This window comes from Azospirillum sp. BE72 (genome assembly GCF_031455875.1).
Lineage (GTDB): Bacteria > Pseudomonadota > Alphaproteobacteria > Azospirillales > Azospirillaceae > Azospirillum.
Window position 1 is genome coordinate 93,876 of the sequence record NZ_JAVDTO010000016.1, and the last position, 24,977, is coordinate 118,852.

The following is a 24,977-nucleotide window of genomic DNA, read 5'->3' on the forward strand; positions in this document are numbered from 1 at the left end:
TTCATCGGGCCTGCCTCATTCGACCTCGCCTCACTCGACCTCGAGATCCTTGATCGTCATTTCGGTGCCGCCGTTGGGATGCAGCCGGCTGCCGCCGCAGTGTGGGCAGGGCGACAGCCGGTCGTCCAGATCCACCGTGTCGCTGCAGTCGAAGCACCAGCCCCGGCCCGGCACCTCCAGCACCACCAGTTCCGCCCCCTCGGCCAGAGAACCGCGCATCACCACGTCGAAGCCGAAGCGAAGCGCCTCCACCTCCACCCCGGCGAAGCGGCCGATCTCCAGCCGGATTTTGGTCACGCGGCTGAAGCCGTTGGCGCGCCCGGCCTCCTCCATCGCCTGGAGCAGGCTTTCGCAGAGCGCCATCTCATGCATCGGCGACGTCCCCCGCTCCCATCCCCAGCAGCGCCCGGCGCGACGGCCGAACCGGCTGCGCTGGTTCCGAAACCGCGTCCGCAGAAACCGCTTCCGGCGGCGCCAGTTCTTCCTCGCGCCGGCGCCGGATCTCGGCGGTCTGGGCGCCATCTTCGCGGATGGAGGGGTCGAAGAGGGAGACCAGGGCCGCCGAGGCCGTATCCGTCGCCTGGAGCATGGAGGCGAACTCGAACATCGGCGAGAACAGCGAGCATGCCTTGTAGGCGCCCACGCCCTTGCGGTTGGCATGGACGAACTCGTACCGGCCGGACGGGAACTCGATCAATTCCTTCGCGCCTGGCACCAGCCCCGTCCAGTCGTCCCCCTCGCCCGGCAGCAGGACGAGATTCAGGAACCAGGGCGTCACCAGCGCGCCCAGCCAGCGTTCGCCATGGCGGCGGAAGCCGACGGCCTTCACCGCCAGCGCGTCGTTGACGATGGGCAGGCCACGCATCTGCGCGGTGTGGATCTCGCGGAAGGCCGCTTCCAGCCGCGCGATGGTTTCGACCGGCTGGGCGGGCGGGGCAGGGACGGACGGCGGCGGCGCGGAGACCGTCTCCGCCACGGCGACTTCGCCGTCCAAGGCCATGAACTGGTCGCGGGCGCCGTCGCAGACCGGACAGCGCCAATGGTCGGGCAGGACGGCGAAGGGGGTGCCGGGCGGCACCTGCCAATGCTCGCAACCCTCCGCCGGATCGTAGACATGCCAGCAGATCTTGCATTCCATCCGCGTCGCCGCACCGATGCGCGTGGCGTCGCCGAGGTAGGAACCTTCAAAGCGGGAGGCGGCGGCGCTCATCGCGCCCGCTCCAGATCGGTCGCCAGCGCGTCGAGGATCTCGGCCAGCCGTTCGGCGCTGTCGGCGATGTCCTCCGCCGCGGCGCAAACCACCGCCGGCACGTCGACGATCTCCACCGTGTCGAGGATCAGCGTATCGACCGAGTTGTAATAGCGCACCCACCAGACGTTCGGCGTCGCACTGGCAGTGACGCGGCAGTTGCCGTAGCCGCGCGACAGGATGGTGGTGGCACCGACGCCCAGCCGCTGTTCGATGAAGGCCAGATCCTCGGGCGTGTGGGGAAGCAGGCTGAAATTCACCGCGTGGGGGCCATCGCCGCGGCGCCAGGCGGCGCTGCGGTCCAGCAGTTCGGTCAGGATCGGCTGGCCGTTCATCAGTCCGGCCGGAGCGGGACCGGCGGCGACCGGTGCAACGGCGGTGAAGGCGCGGTTCAGCGCCACCCGCGGGAAGCTGCCGACCAGCAGGCTTTCGCGCACGGTCCCTTCACCGAAGCCACGCACGCGCCAGACGCCGGCCAGCGACGCCTCCTGAATCTCCAGCCTGTCGCCGGCCCGCTCCACCTTGACTGCGACCTCGCCTTCGCCCAGCGCCTCGTCCACCAGGGCCAGAACCGGGGCGTCGAGATCGTCGACCGGAATGCGGATTTCCTCGCCCGCCGACCAGCCGGCGAGCGCCTGATGAACGCGGACCAGCACCGCGCGCGCCTCCGCGGCGCGGGCAGGGTCGGCGACCTCCGGCACATGCGGTTCGTAGACGCGCATGCCCGACGGCATCGGCAGGTATTCCAACCCTTCCTCGGTCGCGTCGGGCTGGCTGCCAGGGCCGAAGCCGACCGGCGGGTGGGTCATGCCGAACAGGGAACTCATGCCGCACCGCCTTCCGAAGTGCCTTCCAGTATCTCGCCGATCCGCTGCAGGTAGTCGTCCCAGTCGCGCACGCGCGGAATGCTGCCCAGCAGCCGGTCGCCGCGCAGGAAGACCAGGGCCGGCAGGCTCATCATGCCGGTCAGTGCCAGGATCGCGCGTTCCGCCGCTTCGCCCGCCACCGCCGGGGTCAGGCGCGGGTGCAACGCGCGGACCAGTTCCGGCAGGATGACGGCCACGTCGGCGGTCTCCGCATTGCCCTTGCCATGGCCGGGCAGGAAGACCACCCAGCATTTCGCCGGATCCTCCAGCCAGGGCCGGTCGTCGGCATTGTCGAGCCGCCGATACCCATGGACGTCGGTCAGCAGATCGACCAGCGGCGGCAAGGGCAGGCGCGGTTTGACGAGCGGGGGTGCAAGGTCGGTCATGGCGTCAGGCCTCCGTCAGGCCGGCCGCACGGGCCGCCTCCAGGTGGGGGGGAAGGGTCGGTTCACGGCCGGTCAGGTCGGCGAAGGCGCTGTCCAATGCTTCCCCGTCCAGCGCCGCAGCCATCGCCGCCAGCGCATCGAGGATCTGCGCCGCCTCTTCGGGCTCCAGCAGCCGGCGGGCGGCGCCCAGGAAGCCGAGCACCCAGTCGCCGGAACCGGCCTCCGGGACCAGCGACAGGTCGATGGCGGACCCGTCCTCCGCCCGGCCTACGATACCGTCGACGGCGGTCAAGCGCAGGGGAATGCCGATGCACATGCTGGCCGCGCTCCAATCAGGATGCCGTGGCGGACAGCGCCGCCAGAATTCGGGGATCTCCGATGCGGCAGGCATCCTCGGCGCTGGGTCGGCCGCCCTCATAGGCATCGCGGGCGATAGCCGGGGCGGCAATGTCGGCAGCAGCGTCCCGGCGTACGCCTTCCACGCCGAATTCGCCGCTCAGCAGTTGCAGAATGACGTCGATGGTGGGGGCGACCTGGGCCGCGACGGTATCGGTCAGGCCGCCGCCGTAATCCTCCAGGCATTCCGGCTGGACCCCGACGAGGATCAGCTTTTCCGGGCAGCGGCCGAGAAACATGGCGCTGGCCAGCACCTCCTGAAACCCGGTCTGGTGCAGGCTCATCTTCTTGGCGCCCAGGAAAGCCGGCACGTCGTCGCCATGGAAGACCCGGCGGGTGCCCGGTGGCAGGCCATAGTCAATGGCGTCGACGACGATCAGCGCGTCGGCAGTCTCCAGATGCGGCAGCAGATACAGCCCCTGTGTTCCGCCATCCATCAGCGTGACAGTGTCGGGAAACCGCCAATCGGCGGCCAGACGCTCCACGGTGCGGACACCGAAGCCCTCGTCAGCCCACAGGATGTTGCCGATGCCCAACACCAGGATTCGCGCCGCTTCGCGACCGCCGCCGCACCCCGTTCCGTCCATTCCCACGCCCCGGCATCTGTCCCATTCCGCGGCGTTCCGCCGCCGAGGCTTGTTCGTACAAGTTCCATGCCAGGACCGGCCATAAGGTCAGCCCCTTGATCGGACAGCATATTTCCCCACCCATCGCTCGTCAGGGCAGCGATTGTGGACATCAACATTACAGCATGCATGGAAAGTGGCAACTTACTTGCCGGTCTGGCTGCGCGCTTGCCGCAGAGTGTGCCGTCCGATTGTTCGCCGCAGCCGAACGGTGAAACCATGATCCGGGCGTTTATCCCGGCACCTCGCGGATTTAGATCTTGTCCATCAGGGCGGACATCCCCGCCGGATGCTCCGCCCCATGGAGGTCGAAATGGCACGAATGGTTTCTCTTCTGATGTTCGTCGGCGTCATGTCCTACGCGGCGTTCATCGTCTCGTGAGTGCCGACCTGAGACGGCACTTCAATTCCTTCCTTCAAACGGCTGGTACAAAAGCCGATTTATCAAGGAACCAAGTTGGCGAACCGGGCTCCTGAAGGCATGTGCAAGGGGCTAGGCTTCGTCATATCCCGGCTCCCGCGTCTGGCCTTCGCGGTCGCTCGCCTTCTCTGAAGCGGGCTTTTTGGGGGCGTTGCCATTCGGCTCCTTGTTTTGGCCGATTGACGGCGAATCCGGCGCCTGCCTGTTGCGCTCGCCCTGGGTGGGTTGGTCTTCGGTGGGTTTGTCGCTCATGACGCTCTCCCGGCTTGGTGATCCAATCCCAACAGGTTTGGAACAGGTTCATCCCCAATCACGGCCCGTCTTTGATGGAAGCCGGCTATCTCGCCGTCTTTCGGGTGCTGTTCCACGAACTTTGATGAACACTGAAAAGCAACAAACAAAACACTGATATTGCTATGGCTTTATCAATGAACCGTGCAGACCATGCATGGGTCGAAGGACCGGACGATGTGCTGCACCGACAGCGGCGTGCGCTCTCCCTCCTGCACCGGTGCGCCGACCAAAGCCTGCTCCAACGGGCCGGGAACGCCGTCGAGGTCGCGGGGGGAGAAATTCCAGGTCGTGGGCGCGATGATCTGATAACCGGCGATGCGCCCGCGCTCCACCCGCAGCCAGTGGCCGAGCGCGCCGCGGGCCGCTTCGGTCAGGCCCACTGCCTGGGCGCTCTCGGGCATGTCCGCCGTCGCACACCAGGGGCCGTTGGGCTCGATGGCACGCAGCCAGCCTTCCATGGCGCTGGTCGTGCGGGCCAGTTCCAGCAGGCGGGCAACCACCCGGCTGCGCACCGATCCGCCATCCTGCACCACCAGCGCCCTGATCAACGGGTGGCCGTGCACCAGCTGCCGCGCAATCGCCCCGGTCTCATAAGGAAGGCCGGCCAGCCGGGGCGCCTTGCACCAGCTGTATCCCTCCTGGTCCGCGCCGTCGGGCACGGTCGAGCCGGCGAAGGGCGGGTGGGGGCGTTCCTGCCCGGCCATGCGGCTGAAACGGTGATGCTCGGCCACCTGATCGGGGTCGAATGCGGCGTCCCGACCGTCTGCAAAGGTGCCGCGGCGATAGAGATGCACGCCGTCGGGCTCCGGATAGGCGCCGTGGCTGAGAAACCGGCCATAGGCACGGCCGAGATGAGCGAGGTCGAGATCCTCTGCGATCTCCAGGAACAGGCGGAAATCACCGGCCGGACCGGAAAGGCGCCAGCGTTCCAGATCCTCCGGCGCCGCAAGTTCCAGAACGCGGTCCAGCGGGGCGCCGAACAGGTTGTCCTCCAGGAAGCGGCGGAAGGCGCCGACGGTGGCGAGCAGCCGCACCCGGTCGCGGGCATCCGCCGCGCGGGTCACGCCGCCGGGCTGGAGCGTCAGCGTGTGCGGCCACTTGCCGCCCAGGATGCCCAGCACATGGAACAGTTCCGCCCGCGCCGCGGTGGCGCCGCGCACGGCGCTGCCCTGCGCCGCCTTGAAGCGCGCCTCCGCCCGCGCGAACCATGGGCGGCCTTCGTAGGCGGGCCGGGCGAAGTCCGGCATGAAGAACAGGTGGAAATGGGTCAGGTGATCGGCGGCATTCTCCGTTGCCGTCATCAGGTTGGTCGCCAGAACGCCGTTGCGCGGTATCTCCACTCCCATCGCTGCGGCCAGCGCCAGCGCCGCCGCATGGCTTTGCGAGACGGAGCAGATGCCGCAGATGCGCGGCGCCACCACCAGTGCATCCATCGGGTCGCGCCCCTCCAGAATGCGCTCGAACCCGCGGAATAGGGGGGAGTTCACATAGGCGGCGGAAACACGTCCGTCGTCTATTTCAAGCCTTACCTCAAGATCGCCCTCTACACGATTGAAAGGACCTACGATCAGGCGTCGCTTCGGCTCTTCACTCACCGGTTCAGCCTTTCCGGGTCGGGCGGACGGTGGGCGGCACGACGATACGGTCGGCGGCGGCGTTGCGGCGCACCCGTTCCGGTGTCGCCGCCTTGGCGAGGGAGGCAAGCGCCACGAACCACGCCTTCGGCATATCGGTCGGCAGGCCGATGGGGATGCCGGCGAATTTCGGGGTCTGCTGGAAGGGATGCCCCGGCTCCTCGAAGCCCGGCGCGGTGCAGTTGATGCAGGCGGAGCCGCCGCGGGTGCAAGAGCCCTCGCCGTTCCACAGGCGGGTGTTGCAGTCGGCATGGGCCTGGGTGCCCAGGCAGCCGAGATGCTCCATCAGGCAGCCGAGATCCGACGGCTTTTCCGCACTGGCCTTGTATTCGTAATACTCGTTGCGGGGGCAGCCATGGTGGACCAAATGGTCGGCGTAGAAGCGCGGGCGCTGGTAGACGTCCAGATCGTCGGCCGCCAGAGTATCTTCGGCCAGCAGCATCAGCGTCTCGGTCACCCAGTTGGGATGGGTCGGGCAACCGGCGACATTTACCACCGGCAGGCCGCCGTGCGCGCGGAACTCTCCGCCCAGCGCCCCGCCACGTTGCGTCCCCTCATATTGCAAGCCGCAGGCATCGGCGATGTTCTCGCCGCCCGCGGTGATGCCGCCATAAGCAGCACAGGTGCCTACGGCCAGCACGGTGCCGGCGACGGCGGCCAGATCGCGCGCCCAGTCGATGGTCGGCCGGCCGGTTCCCGCCAGCACATGGAATCGTCCGGTGCCGTTGGGGCCGCGCAGCAGCGATCCCTCCACGCACAGCACGTCCAGCGGCTCCGCCCCGGACAGGATGCGCTCGAACAGATCCAGCGCCTCAGCGCCGGTTTCCTCGGACAGGCTGGGGTGCCAGAGCAGGCGGATGCCGGCCGTCTCGAACAGCGCCATCAGATCCGGGGATTCGGCGCAGAGCAGCGACATGGTGCAACCGCCGCAGCCGCCGGATTGCAGCCACAGCACCGACAGCGGACGCCCGCTCATCGCCTGGCTGTTCATGCTGCAGCCCCATCCTTGTGCCCGGCCGCCGGCAGGGTCAGGGTGAACAGCGCCCCGCCATCGGGATGGTTGGCCGCGGCCAGAGCGCCGCCATGGTCGCGCACCAACTGGTAGCTGATCGACAGGCCGAGCCCGGTGCCCTTGCCGACCGGCTTGGTGGTGAAGAAGGGGTCGAAGACCCGGCCCAGGATCGCCTCGGGAATGCCGTGGCCCGTGTCGCGGATGGTGACGACGACCTCCCCGGCCTGCTCCCGGCCATGCAGTTCCAGCCGCTTGACCCCAGCGCCGGCCATGGCGTCGATGGCGTTCTGGACGAGGTTCATGGCGACCTGATGCAGGTGGCCAGGATGCCCGGCGATCTCCAGCGTCTCTGGCAGGTCGAAGACGACGGTCAGGTCCGGCATCTGCGCCTTCGCCACCCAGGTCACTGCGGACCGAAGAAGTGCCGTCAGATCAAAGCGTTCCGAGGCGTGCTTCTGTTCCGACGAGAAGCGGCGAAGCTCCGCCACGATGTCGCGCACCCGCTCCGTCCCCTCCAGCATGCCGTCCAGCGTCGCAGCGGCGTCGGCGCGGGCACGGTCGATGCGCAGCTCCTTGCGCAAGCCCGCCAATTCGGCGGCGCCGGCACCCTCATGCACGCGGTCGAGATAGGCGGTCATCCGGTCGACATAACGGCGCATGGCATGGGCGTTGCCGTAGACGAAGGAGATCGGGTTGTTCAGCTCATGCGCCACGCCGGCGACCAGCCGGCCGAGCGAGGCCATTTTTTCCGAATGGACGAGCTGCTGCTGGGTCTGCTTCAGCCCCTCATGGGCGGAGGCGAGGTCGCGGTAGGCGCGCCGCAGTTCCCCGATCGGCCGGCCGACCAGCACCAGCCCGATGGCATGGCCGCGCTGGTCGTAACGCACCGTGCTGTTGACCGCGACGGGAAAGGGACCGGTCGGACCGCGCAAGCACAGCTCCACATCGCTGCCGCCTTCGCGCTGGAGGGCGGCGCTGCACAGCCGGGCGAAGGCGGGGTGGGAGGCGGGGTCGAGGAAGTCGCGCAGCAGGCGGCCGGTCAGCTCCCGCCCGGTGCAACCGAGCGCCCGCTCGGCGGCCGGGTTGGTCTGCTCGATCCGGCCGTCGCGGTCGCAGGCGATCAGCACGTCGGTCATCGAGCCGAGGACGCTGGCGATGAAGGCCTGCGCCTCCTCCAGCTCGGCATTCTTGCGCTCCAGCTCCACCTGCTGCGACACCAGATTGGCGTAAGTCTCGTCCATCTTCCGGATCACCTCGATCCAGGCGCTCTCGGCGTCGGCATCGGGCAGCATGCCGGGAATGGAAAAGGGCTGCGACAGGGGGGCGGTCATGGGGCGCAGCCTAGCATGCTCCGCCCGCTTTGGGTGTGGTGGATTTCGCCCGGGACTCAGGCGGTCCAGACCGACCACAGTCCGGCGAGGCCGCTCAGCACCAGCACATAGAGCGCGAAGTCGAACAGCGGCGGGTGCCAGACCCAGCCATAGGCGCCGACCGCGCGCAACCCCCGGCGCAGCAGCGCCGACACCGCCCAGGCCACGACGGCCAGAATCAGGAGCGGCGGAAGGAACAGGCCGTAGACGTCGATCTCGCCGATCATGCGCGTGCCCTTTCAGGAATATGCATCTCGTCCATCGGCCGCGGGGCGCCGAAGGCGGCGTCGGGGAACAGGCTGCGCCGCAACGACGCCAGCGCCACCACCGCCCGGTCGCGTTCGGGGCAGCGTGGAGCGGTGCCGACCGCCGACAGCAACGCGTCCATGCTGCCCAGCAGTTCGGCCGGGGCCGGGTCGGGACGCTTGGCCGACAGGGCGCGGAAATGGGCGGCCACGCCGCGCAACAGCCGGTCCAGCACCGGTCCGGCTGCTGCGCCCAGCATCGGCCTGACCCGCTGAAGCTCCACCACGTTCAGCCCGACCCGCAGGTCGCGCACCGCGTCGATGGCGTCCACATCCACCGATCCGCCGGCCTGCGCCAGCCGGGCCGAGAGCAGCCCGACACGGTCCAGCATGCGGCTTTCGAAACCGTCCGCCGCCGGAGCGGTCCTGCCTCCGGCCAGTTCGGCGATCTCGCGCCAGCCGACATGCAGAAGGCGCCGGGCGCTCCAGGCGGCGCCGACCGACCGGCACAGGCGGGTGACCAGCATGGCGGTGACGATGCCGACGATCTGCCCGGCGCTGCTGTTCAGGAAGGAGGCGAAGTCGCCGGTCCCGGTGTCGAGCAGGCTGAGCGAGCCGCCGACGCCGAAGATCAGCGCCATCGCCTTGCCCATCGTCGCCGGCCGGGCGACGAACACGCCCAGCGTCACCAGGGTGGGCGCCAGACAGAGCACCAGGATCGGGAAGCTGTCGAAGGACGGCAGCACCACCAGCAGGTAGAAGGCCGACAGCGGCATCGAGGCCAGCGTATAGACCAGGAACAGGCGGATGCCCGGCACCGGATCGTCGAAGGAGGCGAAGAAACAGGTGAAGACCGCCACCATCATCGCCGCCACCGAGCCGGACGACCAGCCGGTCAGGATCCAAAAGGCGCAGATGACGGTGATCCCCAGCAGCGCCGCCGCCGCCGACCACAGGGCCATGCCATGGTCGAGGTGGAAGACGCCGCGCGACCGCTTGCGCGCCAGCGGGTCCAGATGGTCGGGCAGGGCGTGGTCGCCGGACACGATGTGCGCCCGCAGATCCCGGCAATCGCGGTGGATTTCCACCAGCGACCGCAGGCGCCGGATGAAGCTGAAGCGGGTGGCCGCCTCCCAATCTCCGGCCGAGCCCGCGGACTCCTCCGCTCCCAGCCGGTCGAGCCAGCCGGTCAGCCGGTTAGCCTCTGCCGGATCGGCGCCAGCCCCGGCAGCGATCCAGTCGCGCACGGCGGTCAGCACGGGGGCCACGTCCGGCGGCAGCGTGCCGTCCGCCCGGCGCAGTGCGATCAGCCGGTCCTGCACTGCGGTCAACACCGGCAGCAGGAACACCATGCGGTCCTGCAATGCCCGCATCGGCCGGGTCATCCAGCGCAGGTCCGAGGTGTCGTAGGGCAGGTGGGTGGTCATCACCCGCAACTCGGTCAGGTCGCTCGCCATCTTGTGGCGGTCGCGCAGGCGGGCGTCCATTTCCGCCCCGTCCAGAGCGTCGAGCGTCCAGCGCTCCGCATCGCGCAGCGCCGCGTCGAGCTTGCCGAGCAGAACCGGCCCCATGCCGCGCGGCAGGATCACACTGTGAATGACGGTGGCGCAGACGATGCCCAGGATGATCTCCTCCACCCGGGCAAGGCCGGTGTCGAAGATCGCCTCGGGATTGGCGACGCCGGGGAAAACGATCAGGCCGGCGGTGTAGCCGGCCAGCATGAAGACGTAGCTGCGCGGCGTGCGGTCCAGCAGCGAGACGAACAGGCAGCCGCCGACCCACAGCCCGACCGCCAGCGACAGCAGTTCCGGCGCGTTGATCAGCTCCACCGTCAGGATGATGGAGGCGATGCTGCCGATCACCGTGCCGACGACGCGGTACACCGCCTTGGACCGGACGGTCCCCGACAGCGGGCTCGACACCACATAGGCGGTCAGCATCGCCCAGAAGGGGCGCGGCAACCCCATGCCGAAGGCGATGTAGAGCGCCAGCATGGAGGCCGCGAAGGACTTCAGCGAGAAGACCAGTTCGTTGAAGGTCGGCGCCGGGGGCAGGGAAAGGGCAGGGGACTTTTGCATCGCGATGCGCTCACCGCTCCACCGGCAGTCCGGCGACCTTCGGCGCAGGGTCGGGAGCACCGACGACCGAGACCGTCGCAGTGCGTCCGGCCACCAGCTGCAGCGAGTCCGGCACCTCGTCCAGCGCGATGCGCACGGGGATGCGCTGGGCCAGCCGCACCCAGTTGAAGGTCGGGTTGACGTTGGCGACCAGCCCGGTGCCTTCCGCCCGGTCGCGGTCGACGATGGCGCGGGTGATGCTGTCGACACGCCCGCGCAGTTCGGCCTCCGTCCCCATGATCCGCACGGACACGGGCGCCCCGGCATGGATGCGCGGCAGCTTCGTTTCCTCGAAATAGCCCATGACGTAGAAGGAATGCCGGTCGATCAGCGCAACCACCGCCTGCCCGGCGGCGACGTAGTTGCCGGTCTTCAGCTGAAGGTTGGTGACGTAGCCGTCGACCGTCGCCTTTACCTCCGTCCGCTCCAGGTTGAAGCGGGCGAGGTCGAGGGCGGCTTCCGCCTGCTTGGTAGCGGCGGCAGCCTTGGCCATCGCCGACATCACCTCCTGCCGCTGGGCGGTGGAGACGACGTTGTTGCCCAGCTGCTCATAGCGATGGGCCTCGGCGCTGCGGTAGGACTGCTCCGCCTTCGCGCTGTCGAGATTCGCCTGGGCCTGCTCCACGGCCAGCCGGTAACGGCCGGGATCGACCACGAACAGCACGTCTCCCTTGTGGATCAGCTGGTTGTCGGAGACCCGGACATCGGTGACCAGCCCGGCGACGTCGGGCGACACCTGCACGATGTCGGCGCGGACGCGGCCGTCGCGGGTCCAGGGCTCGTTCATGTAATAGTCCCACAACCACAGGCCGCCGCCGACCGCCGCCACGGTGATCAGCAGGGTCACGGCGATGCGGGCCACGGTCCGCAAGGAAGGCAGGAAAGTCACGGTCTTGGTTCCTCAATCACCGCACCGATCGGACCGTAGGCACAGCAAGCCAGGGCTTGTCCGCGCCGCCGGGATCGCGCCGCGGTCAGGTCTGTTCGCGCTTGGCGTTGGCTTCGATGGTGGCGAGCACGCGGTAGCAGGCCTCCACGTCGGCGTCCGTCACGTTCGCCATCAGGCGCTGGCGGACGTCGTTCAACGCTTCGTTCACCTGCGCCAACAGCTGACGGCCGGCGTCGGTCATGTGCAGGGTTTTCGCCCGCCGGTCGCCGGCATCCTCACGCCGTTCCACCAGCCCCGCAGCCTCCAGCCCGTCGAGCAGCCGGACAAGCGACGGTCCTTCGACCGCCATCTCCTCCGCCAGCTCCCGCTGGCGCAACCCGTCGCCGAGTTCGGCAAGCAGCATCAGCGGCGTGATCGCCGAGCTTGAGAACCCGCTGTCCGCCAACACTCTGTTCGCCGCCCGCCGCCACAAATGGGAGGCGCGGAACAGGTGCAGGCCGAAATTGGGAGGAAGGCGCAGAGGCTTATCTTGTAGCATAGCTATTTAATAGGTTTGCTATCTAACATCGGCAAGTGGCCTCAGCGCTACGAAAGCCCCGGCTGCCGCATGGCTGGTTTGATGCGGCAGGCGGAGATTGTTTTCCATAAGTTTCCTTATGCGTTTTTAATGTGTAAGCGGGGTAGGTTCTATTCTGAAGTGCAACTCCGCCCCCTACCGCCGACGCAGACGAGCCATGACCGTTGGCGCCGTAGGGCAGCCTTCACGCTCGAATCCCGAACCTGATAAGGAAGAGGCTGCAAAGCGCCGAAACGGCGCGACGATGAGACCGGAGACGCCCGTGACGATCAATACCGCGTCCGCAACGCTGAAGGCCGTCCTGATCGGCAAGGCGGTTCCGTTCGGCAAGCCGGGAGCGCTCAGCGCCATCGGAAAGCAACCGGTCGACGGCGCACTCGCCATCGGGACCGCTGGTCTTGCCGGCGACGAGCAGGCCGATCTCCGCAATCACGGCGGCCCGGACAAGGCCGTGCACCATTACCCGTTCGACCATTACGCGGCATGGCGGGCCGACCTGCCCTCCCCCGCTCCCTTCCTGGAGTCGGTCGGGGCCTTCGGCGAGAACCTGTCGACGCTGGGGCTGACCGAGGACGAGGTCTGCGTCGGCGACGTGTTCCGCGTCGGCACGGCGACGCTGCAGGTCAGCCAGGGCCGCCAGCCCTGCTGGAAGCTGAACCATCGCTTCGGCGTGACGGACATGGCGCGCCGGGTGCAGGCCACCGGACGGACCGGCTGGTATTATCGGGTGCTGGAACCGGGTGTGGCCGCAGCCGGCGACAGTGTCGCGCTGGTCGAGCGTCCCCTGCCCGACTGGCCGCTGGCCCGCATTCTGCGTGCCTTCTATCACGACACCGGCGACGTCGGGACGCTGGCGGGCATCGCGGAGTTGGAGCCGCTCGCCCCCGGCTGGCGCGATCTGGCCCGGCGGCGGGTGGAGAGCGGCAGGGTCGAGGACTGGAGATCGCGTTTGGGAGAGTAGGCGACCAAACCGCCGGACGTCATACGTCTGTCATGGAGCTGCTGTAGCGTTGCGCGCGGGCGCGGGGTCGTGCCGACGCTGCTTGCCAGGGGAAGCTCCCGTGTACGACATGTCCACACCGAACGCCAATCCGGCCAACGATCAGGCCGGCTCCTTCCCCGTCGCTGCGCCGGGCTCGTCGCCCGTGCGTATCCGCAACTCGGCGGAAGCGGATGTGCCGGCCATGCTGGACATCTACAGTTACCACATCCAGCGGGGGCTCGGCCCCTACGACATCGAGCCCCCGCACCCGGAAGAGCTGAAACGCCGCCGCAAGGCGATGCTGAAGCGCCGGCTGCCGCATCTGGTCGCGGATCTGGACGGGCTTGTCGTCGGCTATGCCTATGCCGCACCCTTCCGCAAGCGGCCGGCCTACCGCTACACGGCCGAACACTCGATCTACGTCCATAAGGACCATCAGGGCCGCGGCATCGGCCGGCTTCTGCTGCCGGCACTGATCGATGCCTGCACCGCTGCCGGCTGTCGCCAGATGATCGCGGTGGTGGACAGCGCAAATGTCCCGTCGCTTCGGCTGCATGAGGCCTGCGGCTTCGTCCAGTCCGGCATCCTGCGCAATGTCGGCTTCAAATTCGGACGCTGGACCGACAGCGTCTTCCTTCAGCGCGCGCTTGGGGCCGCCGACCGCGAGCCGCCGCACGATTACCGCGGCAGCTGGGCGGCTGAATAATCGCCCTTGCGGGCCAGTGCGGTCCGCCCTTTCCATCTCGTCATCCTCCCTGCCCTTCCGGAGACCCATCGCATGGATTTCTTCCGCCGCTTCAACTTCCTGGTCTGCGCCCCCGCCTTCGAGGTGGACGAGTTGGAGGGCATGCGGCTTCAGCAGATCCTGTCGGAGGTGGAGCGGATGGGCTTCGAGGTGGTTCGTGCCCGCCGGGTGGAGGATGCCGAACTGGCCATCCGCACCGACGCCGCCATCGGCTGCATGATCGTCGACTGGGGCAAGCGCGGGGCCGACGGCAAGCAGGCCTCGCTGATCGCCTTCGCCCGCCAGCGCGGGCTGGAGATGCCGATCATCCTGCTGGTCCGCCGCCAGCGGCTGGAGAACATCCCGGTCGATGTGCTGAACCAGGTCGACGGCTACATCTTCCTGGCGGAGGAGACGCCTGAATTCATCGCCAAGAATCTGGTCAGCCGGCTGAAGCAATATGCCGACACGCTGAAGACCCCCTTCTTCGGCGCGCTGGTCGATTATGCGGAAGAGGGCAACCAGCTCTGGACCTGCCCCGGCCACAATGGCGGCATCTTCTACAGCCGCAGCCCGATCGGCCGCATCTTCGTCGAGCATCTGGGCGAGGCGGTCTTCCGCGACGACATCGACAACTCGGTTCTGGAGATGGGCGACCTGCTGGTCCATGAGGGACCGGCCCTGCAGGCCCAGAAGGAAGCCGCCCGCATCTTCGGGGCGGAGCGAACCTATTTCGTGCTGAACGGCACCTCGGCCTCGAACAAGATCGTGCTGTCGGCGCTGGTGGCGGAGGACGACCTCGTGCTGTTCGACCGCAACAACCACAAGGCGGCTCACCATGGCAGCCTGTTCCTGGGCGGCGGCATCCCGATCTTCCTGGAGACTGAGCGCAACGCCCATGGCCTGATCGGCCCCATCGACCCGCGGGCGCTGGACGAGGAGGTGATCCGCGAGCGCATCCGCCGCAACCCGCTGGTCAAGGATCCCGACGCCTGGAAGCGCGAACGCCCCTTCCGCGCCGCGGTGATCCAGCAATGCAGCTATGACGGCACCATCTACAACGCGCAGATGATGCTGGAGCGGATCGGCAAGCTCTGCGACTACATCCTGTTCGACGAGGCCTGGGCCGGTTTCCTGAAATTCCACCCGCTGTTCAAGGGCCATTTCGCCATGGGGCTGGAAGGGCTGCATGACGGGCATCCCGGCATCATCGCCACCCAGTCCACCCACAAGCAGCTGGCCAGCTTCTCCCAGGCCTCGCAGATCCATGTGAAGGACAACCACATCAAGGGGCAGCGCCGCCGGGTGGAGCATCGCCGCTTCAACGAGACCTTCCTGCTGCACGCCTCGACCTCGCCCTTCTACCCGCTGTTCGCCTCACTGGACGTCGGCGCGCAGATGATGAAGGGGCGTTCGGGCGAGATCCTGTGGGACGACACGATCCGGCTGGGCGTCGAGCTGCGCAAGAAGATCCGCGCCATCCGCCGCGAGTTCGAGGAGCGCGAGAGCGATCCGGCCAAGCGCTGGTTCTTCGACCCCTTCGTGCCCGACCGGGTCGTCCGCAACGGCGTAGAGACCGCGTGGGAGGAGGTGCCGACCGACGAGCTGGCGACCGACGTGCGCCATTGGGAATTCGCCCCCGGCGCCGACTGGCATGGCTTCCAGCATGTGGAGCCGGGCTATGCCATGACCGACCCCAACAAGCTGACCCTGCTGACCCCCGGCTTCGACCGCCACAGCGGCGCCTATGGCGACCACGGCATCCCGGCCCCGGTGGTGGCGCAGTATCTGCGCGAGAACCGCATCGTGCCGGAGAAGAACGACCTCAACTCCCTGCTGTTCCTGCTGACGCCGGGTGTGGAATCGAGCAAGGCCGGCACGCTGCTGAGCGGTCTGGTCGCCTTCAAGCGGCTGCACGACGACAACGCCCCGCTGGAGGAGGTCATCCCCGAATTCGTCGCCAAGCGGCGCGCCCATTACCTGGGCCGGCGCCTGCGCGACCTGTGTGCGGAGATGCACGCCTTCTACCGCGAAAAGAACACCAGCGCCCTGCAGCGCGCCATCTTCCGGCCGGAGCATCTGCCGACCATGGTGATGCCGCCGCGCGAGGCGACGCGCCATCTGGTGCGCAACGACGTGGATTACCTGCCCATCGACGAGATCGCCGGCCGCATCGCCACCACGCTGTGGGTCGTCTACCCGCCGGGCATCGCCACCATCGTTCCGGGCGAAAGGCTGGACGCGCGGGCCAAGCCGATGATCGACTATCTGAAGGTCTTCCAGGAGAGCGCCAACCGCTTCCCCGGCTTCGACAATGAAATCCAGGGCCTGTACCGGGAGACCGACGCCAACGGCGTGATCCGCTACTTCACCTATGTGGTGAGGGAGTGAAGCCCATCGGGAGGAGGGTTTCTCCCTCCTCCCGGTGTCTCCCTGGCTGCTTACAGGGTCGGGATGCCCTGTTCCGCGGCGACTTTCTCATACGCATCCTGAAGTCCGGCCAGGACCGGGGGTCCTTTGACCGGCGCCCCCAGATGCAGGCTGCGCAGTTCGTCCATGAAGGCCTCCCACAACGGCGGCCCGCCCTCTTCCAGCAGTTGGGCGCGGATGGCGAGTTCCGGGGTCACCGGTCGATGCCGGCGGCCCCAGGCCCCCATTTGCACAAGCAGCGGCACGAGCTGAATTGCCGCTTCCGTCAGGCTGTAGATCGCCTTCTGCTGATGGGATGGATCGTCCCGCTTCGTCAGCAACCCGGCGTCCATCAGGCGTTTCAGCCGGTCGGACAGAATGTTGGAGGCGATCCGCTCATGCGACCGGCTCAGCAATTCCCGAAAATGCCGACGATTCCCGAACATGATGTCGCGGATGACGATCAGGCTCCAGCGGTCGCCCAGCACCTCCACCGTCAGATTGATCGGACAGCCGGAACGGTGCCTGTCCTCCATCGCGAGCTCCTCTGAAAACCGCTTGCAAAATAGGATCGGTCTGGCCTAATGGCAACTGATTGCAAGACGCAATCGGATTGGCGGCAGACCAGCCATCCGCTATCGCCGAGGCTGGACGGGAACCTGTCCCCGAAGCGCGAATGCGGGTTCGCCCCGCCCTCCACCAGTCATCCTGTCCATGGTCACGCTGCAACAGAGGAGACGATCATGTCCTATGTCGATGGATTCGTCCTGGCCGTGCCGAAACAGAAGCTCGATGCTTACAAGGAGATGGCCCGCAAGGCCGGAGCGATCTGGATGGACCATGGCGCGCTCGCCTTCGTCGAGTGCGTCGGCGACGATGTGCCGTATGGAGAGCTGACATCCTTCCCGCGCGCAGTGCAGGCGACCGAGGAGGAAATCGTCGTTTTCTCCTGGATCGTCTACAAGTCTCGCGAGGACCGCGACACGATCAACGCAAAGGTCATGGCCGATCCCCGCATGCCGAAGGACATGAGCGAGATGCCCTTCGACGGCAAACGGATGATCTTCGGCGGCTTCCGCCCCTTCCTGGAACTTTGATCCCAGCCCTTTGCTCCTCGCCTTACGCCCCCTGCCCCTACCACATTCGGATTTCCGAACACCAAACACAGGCAGCGTTCGGAAATCCGAACGGCGGCGGCTCTGACCAACGATGGAACCTCATAGTTCCAATAGCTTAGCCGGCTGATCGCCCCCGCTGGCCAGTGGCACGCCGGTTGCTCCTTATGGGTCGCGTCCCGCGCAGGCGGGGCCGACTCATCAGATCAGGGGAGCGAAGCGTCCGATGCCTGCCACGACGCGCACCGAACACGACCTGCCGGGCGACCGCGAGGCTCCGGCCGACGCCTGTCATGGCGGCCGAACTCCGCGCGCTGTCGAGAATTTCCCGATCATCACCGGCTGACCGTTCCGCCACCCGGCCCCCATTCCGGTCCCGCGAGGGGCTTGGGAAGCCGGTACCCAATCGACCGTTACCCCGGCCGGCGCGTGAAGCGGGCGGGAAAGGTGAGGTAGTAGGACCATGAACAAACAGACGACGCTGATCATCGTCGCCATGCTGCTGGGCATCGTCACCGGCTATGTCTGCAACAGCATGTTCGACCCGGCCGCCGCCAAGACCATCGCCAGCTATTTCGCGATGGTGACGGACATCTTCCTGCGCCTGATCAAGATGATCATCGCGCCCCTCATCTTCTCCACCCTGGTCGCGGGCTTGGCCGGCATGAGCGACGCCCGCACCGTCGGGCGCATCGGCGGCAAGGCGGTGGGCTGGTTCCTGATGGCTTCCTTCGCCTCGCTGTTCATCGGGCTGGTCTTCGCCAACCTGCTGCAGCCGGGCGCCAATGTCGGCGTGCCGCTGCCCGATGCCGCCGCCAGCGCCGGGCTGAAGACCTCGGCCCTGAACCTGAAGGATTTCCTGACCCACGTCTTCCCGCGCAACTTCTTCGAGGCGATGGCGAACAACGAGATCCTGCAGATCCTAATCTTCTCGATCTTCGTCGGCCTCGCCATCGGCCAGCTGCGCGACACCAAGGCGGGCCTGCTCGCCCGCTCGATCGAAGAGGTCGTGCCGGTGATGCTGAAGGTCACCGACTATGTCATGCGCTTCGCCCCCATCGGCGTCTTCGCCGCCGTCGCCAACGTGGTGACGACGCAGGGGCTGGGCGTGCTGGCGGTCTACGGCAAGTTCATGGGCAGCTTCTACCTGACGCTGGCGGTGCTGTGGGCGACGCTGATCTTCGCCGGCTTCGTCGTGCTGAAGGGCGACGTGTTCCGTCTGGTGAAGACCATGCGCCAGCCGATGCTGCTGGGCTTCTCCACCGCGTCCAGCGAATCCGCCTATCCGCGCGTGATGGAAGGGCTGAAGGAATTCGGCGTGAAGGAGCGGGTGACCGGCTTCGTCCTGCCGCTCGGCTATTCCTTCAACCTCGACGGCTCGATGATCTACACGACCTTCGCGTCGCTGTTCATCGCCCAGGCCTATGGCATCCCGCTGACGCTGGAACAGCAGATCGTCATGCTGCTGGTGCTGATGGTGTCCAGCAAGGGCATCGCCGGCGTGCCGCGGTCCTCGCTGGTCGTGGTCGCCGCCGTGCTGCCGATGTTCAACCTTCCCGAGGCCGGCGTGCTGCTGATCATGGGCATCGACCACTTCCTCGACATGGGCCGCACCGCCACCAACGTGTTGGGCAACGCCATCGCCACCACGGTCGTCGCCAAGTGGGAAGGCGCCATCGGCGAGGAGGACGAGGACGAGGAGGTCGACGCGCCCCTGCCCGCCCCGGCCGCGGCGGAGTAAGCGGGACAGGACATCCACAAAGACAGTCCACAAAGGCGGGCGGGCAATGGGAGGGGGGCATCTGCTATGATGCGGCAGTCCCCGTCCCTGCCCGCCTTTTTCATGCAGATTACGCGCCGTCTCCGCACCATCGGTCTTCTCCTGCCGGTCATGGCCGGGCTGGCCCTGCTCGCCGGACTGGCGGGATTCCGCGTCAGCGAGGGAATGGGGCTGGCCGCCCTGCGGGAGACCGGTCGCCACCGTCTCGACCTCTATGCCGAGAGCCTGGAGCGGGAGATCGACAAATACGCCTATTTCCCGGCGACGCTGGGGCTGGAGCGCGACGTTCTCGACCTCGTGACCGGACGCGCACCGCTGGCCTGGGGGCTGAACCGCTATCTGGAGCGACTGAACGAGCGGGCCGGCACCCTGTCGATCTATGTGCTGAACCGCCAGGGCCGGGTGGTGGCCGCCAGCAACTGGAACCGCCCCGACAGCTTCGTCGGCGAGGATCTATCCTATCGCCCCTATTTCATCGAGGCCGCCGCCGGTCGCCAGGGCCGTCTGTTCGGCGTCGGCACCACGCGGGGGGAGGCCGGCTATTACCTGTCCTCTCCGCTGGCGGAGGACGGCGCCATCGTCGGCGTCGCGGTGGTGAAGGTCAGCCTGGAGCAGCTGGAACAGTCCTGGTCGACGGTGGAGGCACCGGTCCTGGTCAGCGACGAGAACGGCGTGGTCATCCTGGCCTCCGTTCCCTCCTGGAAATTCACCACCCTGCGGGCGATGGACGAGCCGACGCGCCGGCATTTCGACCGGACCCTGCAATACAATGCCCGTCCGCTGCCGCCGCTGGGCCTGTCGTCGCTGAACCGGATCGCCCCCGATGCGGAACTGGTCCGGCTCGCCCGCCCGGCGGATGGGGAGGCGGAGTCGGCCGTCTTCCCGGTCAGCGGCAGCTTCCTGGCCCAGACGGCGCCGCTGCACGGCACGGGGTGGACGATGACCGTGCTGTCGCCGGCTTCGCAGATCACCGGCATGGCCTGGACCCGCGCGGCGCTGGCGGCGGTCGGCAGCGCTTTCCTGGGCATCCTGCTGCTGATGTGGGTGCAGCGCCGCGGCCATCTGCGCGACCTGGAACGCAAGGTGGAGGAGCGCACCCGCAACCTGCGCGCCGCCCAGGACGAGCTGGTGCATGCCGGCAAGCTGGCGGTGATCGGCCAGCTGTCCGCCGGGCTGGCGCATGAGCTGAACCAGCCGCTGGCAGCCCTGCGCACCCTGTCGGGCAACACGGTCAAGTTCCTCCAGCGCGGCAACCTGGACGCGGCAAAGGGCAATCTGGAGCGCATTGCCCAGTTGGTGGACAGCATGGGCGCCCTGACCGGCCAGCTGAAATCCTTCGCCCGCAAATCCTCGGGCGCCCCCCGCCCGGTGGCAGTGCGGCGGCCCATCGATAACGCATTGTTCCTGCTGGAGCAGCGGCTGCGGCGCTCCGGCGTCGCCGTGACGGTCGATGTGCCGGAGGACGTGGCGGCGCTGTGCGATCCCAACCGGCTGGAGCAGGTGGTGGTCAATCTGGTCGCCAACGGCCTCGATGCGCTGGCCGGGCGGGCAGGCGGCAAACTGACCCTGACGGCACGGACGGAGGACGGCCGGACGCGCATCCAGGTGGCGGATAACGGCCCCGGCCTGTCCGAAGAGGTCCTGCCCCGCCTGTTCGAACCCTTCTTCACCACCAAGGAAGCGGCGAAGGACGGCGCGCGGGAGGGAAGCGGCGGGCTCGGGTTGGGGCTTGCCATCTCCGCCGGGATCGTGCGTGACTTCGGCGGCACCCTGACCGGGGCGAACGGTGCCGATGGCGGAGCGGTCTTCACCATCGACCTTTCCGCCGCCGTCCTGCCCGCCGACCCGACCACCATCCTGGCCGAAGACCTCGCATGCCCGACATTTCCTCCGCCGCCCTGAAGGTTCTTATCGTCGAGGACGACCCGAACGTCAGCCTCGGCTGCCAGCAGGCGCTGGAGTTGGAGGACATCCCGACCCAGGCGGTGGACAGCGCGGAGAAGGCGCGGCGGCTGGTGGCGGACGGCTTTCCCGGCGTGGTCGTCACCGACATCCGCCTGCCGGGCATGGATGGCATGGAGCTTCTCTCCACGCTGCTCGCCGCCGATCCGGATTTGCCGGTGGTGCTGATGACCGGCCATGGCGACGTGTCGATGGCGGTGCAGGCGATGAAGCTGGGCGCCCACGACTTCATCGAGAAGCCCTTCTCCCCCGACTATCTGGTGGAGGTGGTGCGCCGCGCGCTGGAGAAGCGGCGGCTGACGCTGGAGGTGCGCGAATTGCGCGCCCGGCTGCAGAATCGCGACAGCATCGAAGCGCGGCTGGTCGGCGGATCGCCGCAGATGGAGCGGGTGCGCCGGCTGATCGGCGAACTCGCCAGCTCCGCCGCCGACGTGCTGATCCATGGCGAGACAGGGTCAGGGAAGGAACTGGCGGCGCGTTGCCTGCATGACGCCAGCCCGCGCCGTGCCGGCAACTTCGTCGCCATCAATTGCGGCGGCCTGCCGGAAAGCCTGATCGACAGCGAGATCTTCGGGCATGAGGCCGGGGCCTTCACCGGGGCCGGCAAAAGGCGGATCGGCAAGGTGGAGCATGCCCATGGCGGCACGCTGTTCCTCGACGAGATCGAGAGCATGCCGATGCCGGTGCAGATCAAGTTCCTGCGCGTCCTTCAGGAACGCACGCTGGAACGGCTGGGCTCCAACACGCCGGTCCATGTCGACTGCCGGGTGATCGCCGCCACCAAGGTGGATTTGCGCGAACTGGCCGACCGCGGACAGTTCCGCGCCGACCTCTATTACCGGCTGAACGTTGCCAACCTGCCGCTGCCGCCATTGCGCGAACGGCGCGAGGACATCCCGCTGCTGTTCGAGCAGTTCATCCTTCAGGCAGCCGCCCGCCATGACCGCCCGGTGCCGCCGCCGGATGCGGAGCGGATGCGCCGGCTGATGGCCTACGACTGGCCCGGCAATGTGCGCGAGCTGCACAATGTCGCCGACCGCTGCGTGCTGGGCATCGAACAGGGCTTTCCGCCTTTCGCCACCGCCCATCCCGCGACCGCACGGCCGCTGGCTGAAGCGGTCGAGGCCTTCGAACGCGCGCTGATCGCCGACACGCTGCGCCGCACCGGCCACAGCCTTGCCCGTGCAGCGGAGGAGTTGCAGATCGCAAAGACCACGCTGCACGACAAGATCAGGAAATACGGCCTGTCGTGACGACTGCGTGGCATCGGAAGCCCTTCTCCCCTTGCGGGAGAAGGGCTAAGATTCCCGGTCAGCGGGAGGCGCCTGCCAGCGCGGCGGCGTAGCGTTCGGCCAGCAGCGGGCTGGCGGCGGCGCAGGCATCCGCGACAAGGCGGGAGCCTTCGACATAGGCCTCGGCCCGTTCGACGCTCCAGGACAGCGGGCGTTCCACCGCCAGCGCCTGGAGGATCGAGATCTGTTCCGCCAGCTTGATGCGCTTGGCTCCGTCGGGCGCGGCGGCGAGGCGGGCGGCCTGGATCGCCTTGCGATCGGCAATCGCCCGGCCGACATCCTCCGGCGCATCGCTGACGGCGGCCACCAGATCGGCGACCTCCGGGCCGAAGCGGTCGGCCAGTTCGGCGATGGTGGTCAGCCCATCCTCGACCGCGTCATGGAGCCAGGCGGCGGCGATCTCGGCCGGAGTGCCGCCGGCCTGGGCCACCAGCTCGGCGGTTTCCGACAGGTGCGAGACGAAGGGCGTGCGCGCTCGGTCGGGGCGGAAGGTGCCGTCATGCAGGGCCGCCGCATGGCGCAGCGCCGCGGTGATCAGTTCATTGTTGTCAGACATCTGGTCTCCTCCGTGCCGCGGGCGGGCGGCGCCTTGGCATTGCCCGCCCAGGCGGCGACAGTGCACCTATGGTCCGCTGCGGGGGCTTCGCTGCGGCTATTCGGCTGCAGGGTCACCGGTCCGGTCAGGCGGCGCGCGCCATCGGCAGGCGGCGGCAACCCATCTCGAACGCATGCAGCCGGGTACGGAGATGGTCGGCCGTCACGCGGTCGAAGTCCAGAACCTCGGCCGGCGGCAGATCGCCGCGGATCCGCAAGTGGATGGCCGCCTTAGCGTCATGGGTCAGATGCAGGTCGAAGCTGCCGACCAGCCGGTGCAGCCCTTCGCCCTCGTCTTCGCCATGATGGGCGCGGTAGAGCAGTTGCGCCCCGCCGTCACGCTCCACCAGTTCGATGGTGCCGACATCGGCCATGCGCCGCGCAAGCGCGTCCGTTTCGCTGTGCAGGCGGGCGACCACCTGGGCGAAGGCGGCAAGGACATCGGCACCCAGCGGCTCGTGGTCGAGCGCGCGCTGGGCCGGGGCGACTGACCAGCGATGCGACGAAGTATCTGTGTTCATTGGAAAGAGCACTCCTCGGGGGAGGCGTGGACGGGCCGATCCCGGCGCGTCTCCCGTCCGATTCCATATCATGCTGCAATGCAACACAGGGGCGCGACAAATCGTCAAGTGGTATGACCAGTTGGCAAAGCTGCCCTGTGATCAGGCCGCCATCGCCAGTTCCGGGGCGAGCCGGCGCGCGTCTGCGATCAGCGCGGCGGTCAACGGCGGCTGCGGATCGCGGCGGGCGACCACGAGGCCGATCAGGGTGGACAGCTCCGGCGCCACGATGGGAATCGCACGGATGGTCGGGGGCAGCAGCAGCGAATCCGCCATGATCCGCGGCATGATCGTCGACCACATCCCGGTGCAGAGGTGGTTGGCCAGCACGACGATGGAGTTGGATTCCAGCATCGGTTCGGCATGCACGCCCGCCTCGGCGAAGGCGCGGTCGATGATGCGGCGGTTCTGCATGTTGGCGTTCAGCAGGCAGAGCGGCACCTTCGCCGCCTCCTCCCAGGTGACGCTGTCGCGCGTGCCGAACGGGCCGTCCACCGAGGTGATCAGGTGGTAGCGCTCGTGATAGAGCGGCACCTCGTCGACATTGCCGAGCGGTTCGTTGTCGAGATAGGTGATGCCGGCCTCCGCCTCCAGATTCTCCAGCCGCGACAGGATCTCGGTGGAGCTGTGGGAGGCGATGGTGATCTTGATGCCGGGATGCATCGACCACACGGTGGCGGTCAGCCGCTGGACCATGGGCAGCGCCGTCGGCACCACCACCAGCCGCAGCGTGCCGGTCAGCCCCTGCTTCATCGTCTCCACATCGGCGCGCATCGCCTTGTAGTCGCCGACGATGCGCCGCGCCCATTCCAGAACCCGTTCCCCTTCCGGGGTGAAGCCGATGAAGCGGGCGCCGCGGTCGACCAGAGGCATGCCCATGGTCGATTCCAGCTGCTTGATCGCCGCGGACAGGTTCGGCTGCGAAACGCCGCAGACCTGCGCCGCGCGGCCGAAATGCTTTTCGGTGGCCAGCGCGATCAGAAATTCCAGCTTTTCCTGCATGCCGGGGCTCCTCCCACATCGGGCGCAGCGTAAATCGGGTGCCCGCTGCCAGGGCGCACTGCACGCGGGAACTTATCGATCACGACCCGGGCAATATCATTGATGCGAGTCACGGTTTTTTGTCGCGGCGCGGCCTGCCGCAGCGGCAAAGGGACGCATCGTTGGCGCACGAAGGGTTCACGGTCACGACACCTCCATCTCCAGCAGCCCGAATCCGTCGCCGGGCGGCTGGTCAATCCGCAGCTCCGCGCCCTCCAGGAAGGTGTCGCGGCTGAGCAGGTCGAATGCATGGCGCAGGGCGTCCGGCTGCACCCGGCTGGTCCGGCCGACCGACAGGCTGACGCGGACCACCCGGCCGAAGGGGTTGGCGTCCCGCGCCTTCATCGCCTGCTCCAGCAGGGATTGGCAGAGTGCGATCTCATGCATGGGATTGGGTCCTGTAAGAGCCCTCTCCCGCCCCGGGAGAGGGAGGGGA

Annotated in this window: 26 protein-coding genes; 7 read left to right on the forward strand and 19 right to left on the reverse strand. The window is 67.8% G+C overall.

Annotated elements, in window-relative coordinates; genetic code table 11:
- Positions 1–30: 30 nt before the first annotated feature.
- The 14 genes from hypA to J2Y49_RS26865 form a co-directional block, all read right to left on the reverse strand.
- Positions 31–372 (reverse strand): hydrogenase maturation nickel metallochaperone HypA, encoded by a 342-nt coding sequence (hypA, locus tag J2Y49_RS26800; protein ID WP_310118415.1) that lies wholly within the window; start codon positions 370–372, stop codon positions 31–33.
- Positions 365–1,210 carry a [NiFe]-hydrogenase assembly chaperone HybE gene (gene hybE, locus J2Y49_RS26805; protein ID WP_310118416.1) on the reverse strand — a complete coding sequence of 282 codons (846 nt, stop codon included), beginning with the start codon at positions 1,208–1,210 and terminating at the stop codon, positions 365–367. The genes hypA and hybE overlap by 8 nt, the downstream gene beginning before the upstream one ends.
- Complete coding sequence (locus J2Y49_RS26810; protein WP_310118418.1) at positions 1,207–2,076, reverse strand: hydrogenase expression/formation protein; 870 nt, start codon at positions 2,074–2,076, stop codon at positions 1,207–1,209. Before J2Y49_RS26810 ends, hybE begins: the two co-directional genes overlap by 4 nt.
- Complete coding sequence (locus J2Y49_RS26815; protein WP_310118420.1) at positions 2,073–2,501, reverse strand: hydrogenase; 429 nt, start codon at positions 2,499–2,501, stop codon at positions 2,073–2,075. Before J2Y49_RS26815 ends, J2Y49_RS26810 begins: the two co-directional genes overlap by 4 nt.
- Before the next feature lie 4 nt (positions 2,502–2,505).
- Positions 2,506–2,817 (reverse strand): HypC/HybG/HupF family hydrogenase formation chaperone, encoded by a 312-nt coding sequence (locus J2Y49_RS26820; protein ID WP_310118421.1) that lies wholly within the window; start codon positions 2,815–2,817, stop codon positions 2,506–2,508.
- Positions 2,818–2,833: 16 nt separating this feature from the next.
- Complete coding sequence (locus J2Y49_RS26825) at positions 2,834–3,484, reverse strand: HyaD/HybD family hydrogenase maturation endopeptidase (RefSeq protein ID WP_310118423.1); 651 nt, start codon at positions 3,482–3,484, stop codon at positions 2,834–2,836.
- A 532-nt stretch (positions 3,485–4,016) separates the two neighbouring features.
- On the reverse strand, positions 4,017–4,196 hold the full coding sequence (locus tag J2Y49_RS26830; protein ID WP_310118424.1) for a hypothetical protein: 180 nt from the start codon (positions 4,194–4,196) through the stop codon (positions 4,017–4,019).
- A 173-nt stretch (positions 4,197–4,369) separates the two neighbouring features.
- Positions 4,370–5,833 (reverse strand): nickel-dependent hydrogenase large subunit, encoded by a 1,464-nt coding sequence (locus J2Y49_RS26835; RefSeq protein ID WP_310118426.1) that lies wholly within the window; start codon positions 5,831–5,833, stop codon positions 4,370–4,372.
- 4 nt (positions 5,834–5,837) lie between these two features.
- Positions 5,838–6,863: a HupU protein gene (locus tag J2Y49_RS26840; protein WP_310118428.1), complete on the reverse strand. Its 1,026-nt coding sequence runs from the start codon at positions 6,861–6,863 to the stop codon at positions 5,838–5,840.
- A complete protein-coding gene (locus J2Y49_RS26845; RefSeq protein ID WP_310118430.1) occupies positions 6,860–8,215 on the reverse strand; it encodes an ATP-binding protein in 1,356 nt (451 codons plus the stop codon). The genes J2Y49_RS26840 and J2Y49_RS26845 overlap by 4 nt, the downstream gene beginning before the upstream one ends.
- A gap of 56 nt (positions 8,216–8,271) precedes the next feature.
- The gene (locus J2Y49_RS26850) at positions 8,272–8,481 is read right to left on the reverse strand and encodes a DUF1656 domain-containing protein (protein WP_310118432.1); all 210 of its coding nucleotides are present in this window, start codon (positions 8,479–8,481) and stop codon (positions 8,272–8,274) included.
- Positions 8,478–10,577 carry an FUSC family protein gene (locus tag J2Y49_RS26855; protein WP_310118434.1) on the reverse strand — a complete coding sequence of 700 codons (2,100 nt, stop codon included), beginning with the start codon at positions 10,575–10,577 and terminating at the stop codon, positions 8,478–8,480. The genes J2Y49_RS26850 and J2Y49_RS26855 overlap by 4 nt, the downstream gene beginning before the upstream one ends.
- Positions 10,578–10,587: 10 nt before the next feature.
- On the reverse strand, positions 10,588–11,505 hold the full coding sequence (locus tag J2Y49_RS26860; RefSeq protein ID WP_310118435.1) for an HlyD family secretion protein: 918 nt from the start codon (positions 11,503–11,505) through the stop codon (positions 10,588–10,590).
- An 85-nt stretch (positions 11,506–11,590) separates the two neighbouring features.
- Complete coding sequence (locus J2Y49_RS26865; RefSeq protein WP_310118436.1) at positions 11,591–11,953, reverse strand: MarR family transcriptional regulator; 363 nt, start codon at positions 11,951–11,953, stop codon at positions 11,591–11,593.
- A 391-nt stretch (positions 11,954–12,344) separates the two neighbouring features.
- Between J2Y49_RS26865 and J2Y49_RS26870 the strand changes: the two genes are divergently transcribed.
- The 3 genes from J2Y49_RS26870 (at position 12,345) to J2Y49_RS26880 (ending at position 16,179) form a co-directional block, all read left to right on the forward strand.
- Positions 12,345–13,043 carry an MOSC domain-containing protein gene (locus tag J2Y49_RS26870; RefSeq protein ID WP_310118437.1) on the forward strand — a complete coding sequence of 233 codons (699 nt, stop codon included), beginning with the start codon at positions 12,345–12,347 and terminating at the stop codon, positions 13,041–13,043.
- Between the two features lie 109 nt (positions 13,044–13,152).
- The gene (locus tag J2Y49_RS26875) at positions 13,153–13,770 is read left to right on the forward strand and encodes an N-acetyltransferase family protein (protein ID WP_310118498.1); all 618 of its coding nucleotides are present in this window, start codon (positions 13,153–13,155) and stop codon (positions 13,768–13,770) included.
- A 72-nt stretch (positions 13,771–13,842) separates the two neighbouring features.
- Positions 13,843–16,179 carry an Orn/Lys/Arg decarboxylase N-terminal domain-containing protein gene (locus tag J2Y49_RS26880; RefSeq protein WP_310118439.1) on the forward strand — a complete coding sequence of 779 codons (2,337 nt, stop codon included), beginning with the start codon at positions 13,843–13,845 and terminating at the stop codon, positions 16,177–16,179.
- Positions 16,180–16,229: 50 nt separating this feature from the next.
- Here J2Y49_RS26880 and J2Y49_RS26885 read toward each other — a convergent pair whose 3' ends face one another.
- A complete protein-coding gene (locus J2Y49_RS26885) occupies positions 16,230–16,733 on the reverse strand; it encodes a helix-turn-helix domain-containing protein (RefSeq protein ID WP_310118441.1) in 504 nt (167 codons plus the stop codon).
- 207 nt (positions 16,734–16,940) lie between these two features.
- On the opposite strand from J2Y49_RS26885, the gene J2Y49_RS26890 reads away from it, so the two are divergent.
- From J2Y49_RS26890 to J2Y49_RS26905, 4 genes are all read left to right on the forward strand, one after another.
- Positions 16,941–17,294 carry a DUF1428 family protein gene (locus J2Y49_RS26890; protein WP_310118443.1) on the forward strand — a complete coding sequence of 118 codons (354 nt, stop codon included), beginning with the start codon at positions 16,941–16,943 and terminating at the stop codon, positions 17,292–17,294.
- Between the two features lie 481 nt (positions 17,295–17,775).
- Positions 17,776–19,053, forward strand: coding sequence for a dicarboxylate/amino acid:cation symporter (locus tag J2Y49_RS26895; RefSeq protein WP_310118445.1), 1,278 nt, complete (start codon positions 17,776–17,778; stop codon positions 19,051–19,053).
- Between the two features lie 66 nt (positions 19,054–19,119).
- Complete coding sequence (locus tag J2Y49_RS26900; protein WP_310118448.1) at positions 19,120–20,994, forward strand: ATP-binding protein; 1,875 nt, start codon at positions 19,120–19,122, stop codon at positions 20,992–20,994.
- Positions 20,967–22,307, forward strand: a complete 1,341-nt coding sequence (locus tag J2Y49_RS26905) for a sigma-54 dependent transcriptional regulator (RefSeq protein ID WP_310118450.1) — start codon at positions 20,967–20,969, stop codon at positions 22,305–22,307. Before J2Y49_RS26900 ends, J2Y49_RS26905 begins: the two co-directional genes overlap by 28 nt.
- A 58-nt stretch (positions 22,308–22,365) precedes the next feature.
- Here J2Y49_RS26905 and J2Y49_RS26910 read toward each other — a convergent pair whose 3' ends face one another.
- The 4 genes from J2Y49_RS26910 to J2Y49_RS26925 all read right to left on the reverse strand — a co-directional run bounded on the left by J2Y49_RS26910 (position 22,366) and on the right by J2Y49_RS26925 (position 24,928).
- Positions 22,366–22,902 carry an HD domain-containing protein gene (locus J2Y49_RS26910; RefSeq protein ID WP_310118451.1) on the reverse strand — a complete coding sequence of 179 codons (537 nt, stop codon included), beginning with the start codon at positions 22,900–22,902 and terminating at the stop codon, positions 22,366–22,368.
- Positions 22,903–23,026: 124 nt separating this feature from the next.
- Complete coding sequence (locus tag J2Y49_RS26915) at positions 23,027–23,461, reverse strand: hypothetical protein (protein ID WP_310118453.1); 435 nt, start codon at positions 23,459–23,461, stop codon at positions 23,027–23,029.
- Positions 23,462–23,602: 141 nt separating this feature from the next.
- Positions 23,603–24,502: a LysR family transcriptional regulator gene (locus J2Y49_RS26920; RefSeq protein WP_310118455.1), complete on the reverse strand. Its 900-nt coding sequence runs from the start codon at positions 24,500–24,502 to the stop codon at positions 23,603–23,605.
- Between the two features lie 183 nt (positions 24,503–24,685).
- On the reverse strand, positions 24,686–24,928 hold the full coding sequence (locus J2Y49_RS26925) for a hydrogenase maturation nickel metallochaperone HypA (protein WP_310118458.1): 243 nt from the start codon (positions 24,926–24,928) through the stop codon (positions 24,686–24,688).
- Positions 24,929–24,977: the final 49 nt, after the last annotated feature.